Genomic DNA, 6,422 nt, shown 5'->3' on the forward strand with positions numbered 1-6,422 from the left:
CAAGTTTTCTGCGCGTGGATCCCGGAGGCTGACGTAGCCGCACAGCGCGGACACCCGCTGGAGCAGGCGGCAGGCCGTCGCCGCGGACTCGCCGATCCGTGCTCTGCGGACTCATGGCCGAGCTCTCCGCGACCGAGACCCGCCGGGAGATACTCGGCGAGGTGGCCGGCCTGGTCGGCATGGCGGTCGATCTTGGTCGGGGCCCTCGTTGATTCATGGTCGTTTCCATGCAAAGCCATGCAAGAGGAACAATCACCAAGAGACAGACGTAGTCTGGTGAGAACGCCCCATTGCAGCGCCGGTGAGCGACGGAGGCGGCGTATGGCCGATCCTCACGGCTTTCTCAAGAGCCCGCGCCGTCCCGTGCCCCCGCGCCCGGTGGAGGAACGGCTGGGCGACTGGTGCGAGGTCTACGCGGGGCAGGCGCTGCTTCCGCTGGTGTCCGAGCAGGCGGGGCGCTGTATGGACTGCGGCATACCGTTCTGCCACAGCGGGTGTCCGCTGGGGAATCTCATCCCCGAGTGGAATGTGTACGCGGCGCACGGCGACTGGCGGGCGGCGGCCGAGCGGTTGCACGCCACGAACAACTTCCCCGAGTTCACCGGGCGGCTGTGCCCGGCGCCGTGTGAGGACGCCTGCGTCCTGACCATCAACGCGGACCCGGTGACGATCAAGAACGTCGAGCAGGCCATCGCCGACCAGATCTGGGAGCGCGGGTATGCGTCACCGCATCCGCCGAAGCGGCTCAGCGGGCAGAGCGTTGCCGTCATCGGCTCCGGGCCCGCCGGGCTGGCGGCGGCGCAACAGCTCACGCGTATCGGACACCGCGTCGCCGTCTACGAGCGCGCCGACCGCATCGGCGGGCTGCTGCGCTACGGGATCCCCGCGTTCAAGCTGGAGAAGAGGCACCTGGACCGGCGCCTCGAACAGATGCGGGCGGAGGGCACCACGTTCCGCACCGGGGCGGACATCGGCCGGGATCTCGATGCCGCCGAGCTCAGAGGGTGTCACGACGCCGTGGTCGTCGCCGTCGGCGCCGGGGAGCGGCGCGAGCTCCCCGTCCCCGGCCGCGAGCTGGGCGGCATACACCAGGCCATGGACTACCTGACATTCGCCAACCGGGTCACGGAGGGCGATTACGCCTCGCCGCCTGTCACCGCCGAGGGAAAGCATGTGGTGATCGTGGGTGGCGGGGACACCGGCTCGGACTGCCTGGGCACGGTCCTGCGTCAGGGCGCCGTCTCCGTGCTGCAACTGGACATCAACCCGGAGCCGGGTGGCGTCCGGCCGGATGCCGAGCCCTGGCCCACGTATCCGACGGTCTACCGGATCTCCCATGCCCATGAGGAGGCCCGTGGCCGGGAGGGGAGCGATCCGCGGGTCTTCTCCTCGGCCACCCTCCGCTTCGTGGGGAGCGCGGCAGGCGACGTGCGCGCGCTGTGTCTGACGGAGGTGGAGCCCGGGGCCAGGAGCCCGCGGCCGGGTACCGAGCGGTGGATCCCGGCGGAGCTGGTGGTGCTGGCTCTCGGCTTCTCCGGCCCGGAGCGGGGAACGGGGCTGATGCGGCAGCTCGGGCTCGGCCTGGACGAGCGGGGAAACTTCGCGCGCGACGGCGACTTCTCGGCCGAGAGGGTGGAGGGCGACGAGAGGGCGGGGCAGGCCGGGCGGGACGCCCGTACCCCGGTGGAAGGGGTTTTTGTCGCGGGCGACGCAGGACGCGGCCAGTCCCTCGTCGTGTGGGCCATCGCGGAGGGGCGGGCCGCCGCGGCGGCCACGCACCGCTATCTGACCGGCTCCACCGCGCTCCCGGCCCCCATCTCGCCGCGGGACCGGCCGCTGGCCGTGTGACGTCACACCGCGGGCGGCCCCGAGGAGCGCAGCGAGGGACGGCCTCCCGCGCACCACTGCCGGGGGCGGGAGGCCGTCTGAGGAGTCGCCCTCACAGCCGGACCGCTTTGCGGGGCTGCTGCTTCGCTCCCGTCAGCAGGCCATGCAGGGAGGCAAATTCGTCGACGCACTTGGCCGTGCCGTTGACCACGCAGTCCAGGGGCTGGTCGGCCACGACGACCGGTACGCCGGTCTCCTCGCCCAGCCGCTCCGCCAGGCCGCGGAGCAGGGCGCCGCCGCCGGTGAGCGCGATGCCGCGTTCGATGATGTCGCCGGAGAGTTCCGGCGGGCAGGCGTCGAGGGTGCGGTGCACGGCGCGGACGATCGCGTCGACCGGTTCGGTGAGGGCGTCGCGGATCTCCTCCTCGGTGATCTCCTGGATGCGCGGCAGCCCGCTGATGTGGTCGCGGCCCCGGACGGTGAAGGAGGTGCGGCGGGTGGGGACGCCCTCCTCGTCAGTGTCGAGGGGAGTCCAGGCCGCGGAGCCGATCGCGATCTTGATCTCTTCGGCGGTGCGCTCGCCGATGGCCAGCGAGTGCTCTTTCTTGATGTACGTGGTGATCGCGGCGTCGAGGGCGTCACCCGCGACGCGCAGGGACTGGGCGGTGACGATGCCGCCCATCGAGACCACGGCCACCTCGGTCGTCCCGCCGCCGATGTCCACCACCATGCAGCCGACCGGCTCGTCCACCGGGAGGCCGGCGCCGATGGCCGCGGCCATGGGTTCCTCGATGAGGTGCACCTCGCGGGCTCCGGCGCCGCGGGCGGACTCGACGACGGCACGCCGTTCGACGCCGGTGATGCCGGAGGGGACGCAGATGACGACCCGGGGGCGGGACAGGCGACGGCTGCCGGGCAGGGCCTTCTTCATCAGGGCGCGCAGCATCTGTTCGGCGGCGTCGAAGTCGGCGATGACGCCTTCGCGCAGCGGGCGCATGGCGGTGATGCCGGAGGGGGTGCGGCCGATGGTGCGCTTGGCGTCCGCACCGACGGCGATGACTTCGCCCGCGGCGTTGACGGCGACGACGGACGGCTCGTTCAGCACCACGCCTTTGCCGCGCGCGTACACCAGGGTGTTGGCCGTGCCGAGGTCGATGCCGATGTCGTACGTACCGGACGAAGTGCTGGACGCCATGGGGAGTTTGGGTGCTTTCTCGGTCGCTTGGTCGGTGGGTGCCCGGGCGGTGGGTGTCTCGGGCGGTCGGTGTCGCGGGCGGGGAGGGGCGGTGGGGTGGGCAAGGTTGAGGGTTGGCGGTGGGCAGCCGGACCGGGGCTTCCGGGGCGGGAGTTGGGGACCTCGTCGTCCGGGCGGCTCCATGGTCACGAAAGGCGGCAATTGCGGGCAATTATCTAGACTACTGGCGACGCCGAATGGTTCCTGCATGCGGGCCCCCGCCGGTGGAGATCGCTGGGTTCGCGCTCCGCGCCGGCGTAGGGCGTCGCACCTCCTCAGGTGTTGCCCCGGCTCCCCCGCGCCGCCCGGTTGTGGCCGCCCGGCCCGCGGGAGAGGGCGCCGGCGAGGTCGTCGAGGGCGTCGAGGAGCAGGTCGGCGGCGCGCAGGGCGACGCCTTGGCCGTCACTCCCGGCATTCCACTCCTCCCACGCGGCGCGCAGCGCGCTCCAGTCCAGCTCCTCCCGCTCGCGGACGGCGTGCGCCGCGCGTTCCAGCGCGGGACGCAGTGCGGCGGCGAACGCGTCGGCGCCGGGGGAAGGTTCGGCGTCCTTGGCGGGCAGGTGCGCCTCCAGGATCATGGTGACCCGGCCCATCGTGGCCAGCGCGGAGCCGGCGGTGGTCGCCGCGGTACGGGAGAGGCCACGGTGGCGTACGGGTTCCTTCTCCGCGCGGGCCTCGGTCTCCTCCCAGGCGGCGCGGGCCGCGCGGGCGTCCAGCAGGGACTCGCGGACCTGCCGCGGGCGGCGTTCCGCGGGGCGGGCGTAGAGGCCGTACACCGCCAGTGCGTAGCGCCCGTTGGCCTCCAGCCACTCGGCGAGGCGGTCGCGCAGCCTGGGGGTCTCCCAGGCGGGGAACAGGGCGTAGGACAGCATTGCGAGGAGCCCGCCGATGAGGGTGAGGACGATGCGTTCCTGAACGGTCTGCTCCCATCCCTCCCCCGCGATGCCGAGCAGGAAGATGACATAGGCGGCCACGCAGGCGGACGTCACGGCGAAGCCGGTGCGCATCAGCAGATACATGAACGCCACGCTGACGACGGCGAGTCCGGCGCTGACGTGGATGCCGGGGTGGGTCAGGGCCATCAGCCCGCCGGCGACGGCGACACCGACGAGGGTGCCGCTGAAGCGGGCGACACCGCGGGAGTAGGTCTGGGCGAAGTCGGGGCGCATGACCATGACGGAGGTGAGCGGGGCCCAGTAGCCGTGGCCGAACGCGAGCGCGGTGCCCAGCAGGTAGCCGGCCGCGGCGACGGCACAGACGCGCAGGGCGTGCCGGAAGATGTGCGAGGACCAGCGGGCTTCCCGGTGCAGGGCGCGGAGCGCGGCGGGGACGAGTCGGGGCACGCTGGGGCGCAGCAGGTGGCCGCGTTCCGCTTCGGTGGTGGGGCGGGTGGCCTGGACCGGTTCGTCGGTGAGTTCGACGGCGTCGGCGAGCAGGGAGATCAGGCGGTAGGCGGAGCGGCGGGCGGCGCCCGTCAGCATCGGCCCGCTCTCGGGGACTTCGAGGGTGGCCATGGCCTCGGGCGGCAGCCGGACGGGCTTGCCGTGCCGGACGGCGTGCGCGACGGCGTCCAGGACGGTGGCGGCGGCGTGCAGGAGGTCGAGGACCCGGTCGCGTTGCGGGCCGTGCACGGGGGCGCCGACGACCGGGTCGGCGAGCGAGGCGAGGACGGGCCTGAGCTGTTCGGCGAGGCCGCGGGGGCCGTGGAGTTGGACGGGGCGGCGCCTGGCCTGGCGTGGGGTGACGGCGGAGGCGAGCCGGGCGTCCATCAGCGGGGCGGGGTCGAAGGGGGCGACGGGGTCCTGGCGCAGCCGGCGGGCGTAGTCGGCTTCGGCGGCCAGTGCGTCGGCGAGCGCGTCGCGCTGTATCCCCCAGGGGCGGACCGGGAAGACGACGATGAGGAGGGCCTGGACGAGGCCGCCGAACGCGATCAGGGCGGCGTGCTGCAGGGCGCCGAGGGTGGAGGTCGGCAGGGTGACGGTGATCAGCATGACCGCGACGGTCTGGGTACCGGTGAGTCCGGCGACCGGGCCGATCGCCCAGGCCATCCCGGCGAGGAGCGTCCAGCCGGCCAGCAGCAGGACGAACGCCAGGACATGGTCGGCGGCAAGATAGCCGAAGAAGGTGGAGACGGCGAGGGCCCCGGCGGCGGCGAGCGCGAGGACCGGGCGCGGCCGCATGCTTCGCTGGAAGGTGACGATGCCGGAGGAGAACGCGCCGAAGGCGGAGGAGACGGCGAGGGTCGGATCGCCCAGCCACAGGCACAGGGCGATGACGATGGCGACGCCGACCGAGCCGCGGATGGCGATCAGCGGGGTGAGCTTGATCCGTTCGATGGTCAGCCCGGAGCGGGCCGTCTGCTTCAGCGCACGCGACCACGTCATGGCCAGAGAATACGGTCCGGAGCCGGGCCTTCCGGAAGGGGTGGTGCACGGTCTTTCGTGCCCGTTACGGGTCGTCGGTGCCGGTCGCCGGCATGAAACGCGCGGCCGGTGCCGGCCGCCCCGGGAGCGGCCGGCACCGGGTGGCGCGCGCCGGTGGTGCGGGTCACGGCCCGCAGTCGACGTCCTGCAGCTCGATGGGGTGCGAGTCCAGGTCGACGTAGGCGGTGAAGGTGCCGCGGTTCGCACCGTCCCAGATGGTGGTGACCGTCGCCCAGCCGACGCCCGCCGACTGCGCGGTGGTCACCTTGCCGATGGCGATCTCCCGCGGCGTGTTCTGCGCGCAGAGCAGCAGGTCGTAGCCCTCGGTCTGGGCGATGCGTTCCTTGAGGTGGTCCGAGATCTGGTGCTCGCGTGCCCAGGCGCTGGGGCCGTGGTGGCCGTAGAACGTGGTCAGGAAGCGGCGGATCTCGGTGGCGGTGTGCCGGCCGTTGGGGTCGCTTCGGACGGTGTCGGCAGCCGCCCGCTGGTGGGCGGGGGCCGGGGTGGCGGCCGCGGGTGCGGCGGCAGCGGCGGTCAGGGTCAGGCCGAACACGGCGGCACAGGCGGCGACGGCGGCGTTACGCGAAGCGGTACGGAGCATCTGCTGTCCTCAACTTCAGGCGTCAAAACGCGTCAGGGCTTCCGGCGGGTGCGCGCATGAATCGGTTATTAGCCCATCAACCGGGCTTGTCGCCATCAAGAACGCTTCTGCGCAGGAACCGGGCTTTGGTGAGTGAGACATCCGGCCACGCCGAATGGTTGCGGCGCGGGGGGGGGGGGGGGGGGGGCCGCGGGGGGGGGGCGCGGCCCCCCCCCCCCCCCCCCCCCCCCCGCCGGCCCCCCCCCCCCCCCCCCCCCCCCCCCCCCCCCCCCCCGCGCGGGGGGGGCGCCCCCCCCCCCGGGGGCCCCCCGGGGGGCCCCCCCCCCCCACAACCCCC

Annotated in this window: 4 protein-coding genes; 1 reads left to right on the forward strand and 3 read right to left on the reverse strand. The window is 73.3% G+C overall.

The features are described 5' to 3' along the window. Nucleotides 1-321: 321 nt before the first annotated feature. Nucleotides 322-1,848: a glutamate synthase subunit beta gene (locus ACH4FH_RS32570; protein ID WP_398559544.1), complete on the forward strand. Its 1,527-nt coding sequence runs from the start codon at nt 322-324 to the stop codon at nt 1,846-1,848. Nucleotides 1,849-1,939: 91 nt separating this feature from the next. Here ACH4FH_RS32570 and ACH4FH_RS32575 read toward each other — a convergent pair whose 3' ends face one another. The 3 genes from ACH4FH_RS32575 to ACH4FH_RS32585 all read right to left on the reverse strand — a co-directional run bounded on the left by ACH4FH_RS32575 (nt 1,940) and on the right by ACH4FH_RS32585 (nt 6,085). Beyond that, nucleotides 1,940-3,022, reverse strand: a complete 1,083-nt coding sequence (locus ACH4FH_RS32575; RefSeq protein ID WP_398559545.1) for a rod shape-determining protein — start codon at nt 3,020-3,022, stop codon at nt 1,940-1,942. A 314-nt stretch (nt 3,023-3,336) separates the two neighbouring features. Then, a complete protein-coding gene (locus tag ACH4FH_RS32580) occupies nt 3,337-5,445 on the reverse strand; it encodes an FUSC family protein (protein ID WP_398559546.1) in 2,109 nt (702 codons plus the stop codon). Nucleotides 5,446-5,608: 163 nt separating this feature from the next. After that, nucleotides 5,609-6,085, reverse strand: a complete 477-nt coding sequence (locus tag ACH4FH_RS32585) for a hypothetical protein (RefSeq protein ID WP_398559547.1) — start codon at nt 6,083-6,085, stop codon at nt 5,609-5,611. Nucleotides 6,086-6,422: the final 337 nt, after the last annotated feature.

Source organism: Streptomyces sp. NPDC017993, from assembly GCF_044328065.1.
Classification (GTDB): domain Bacteria; phylum Actinomycetota; class Actinomycetes; order Streptomycetales; family Streptomycetaceae; genus Streptomyces.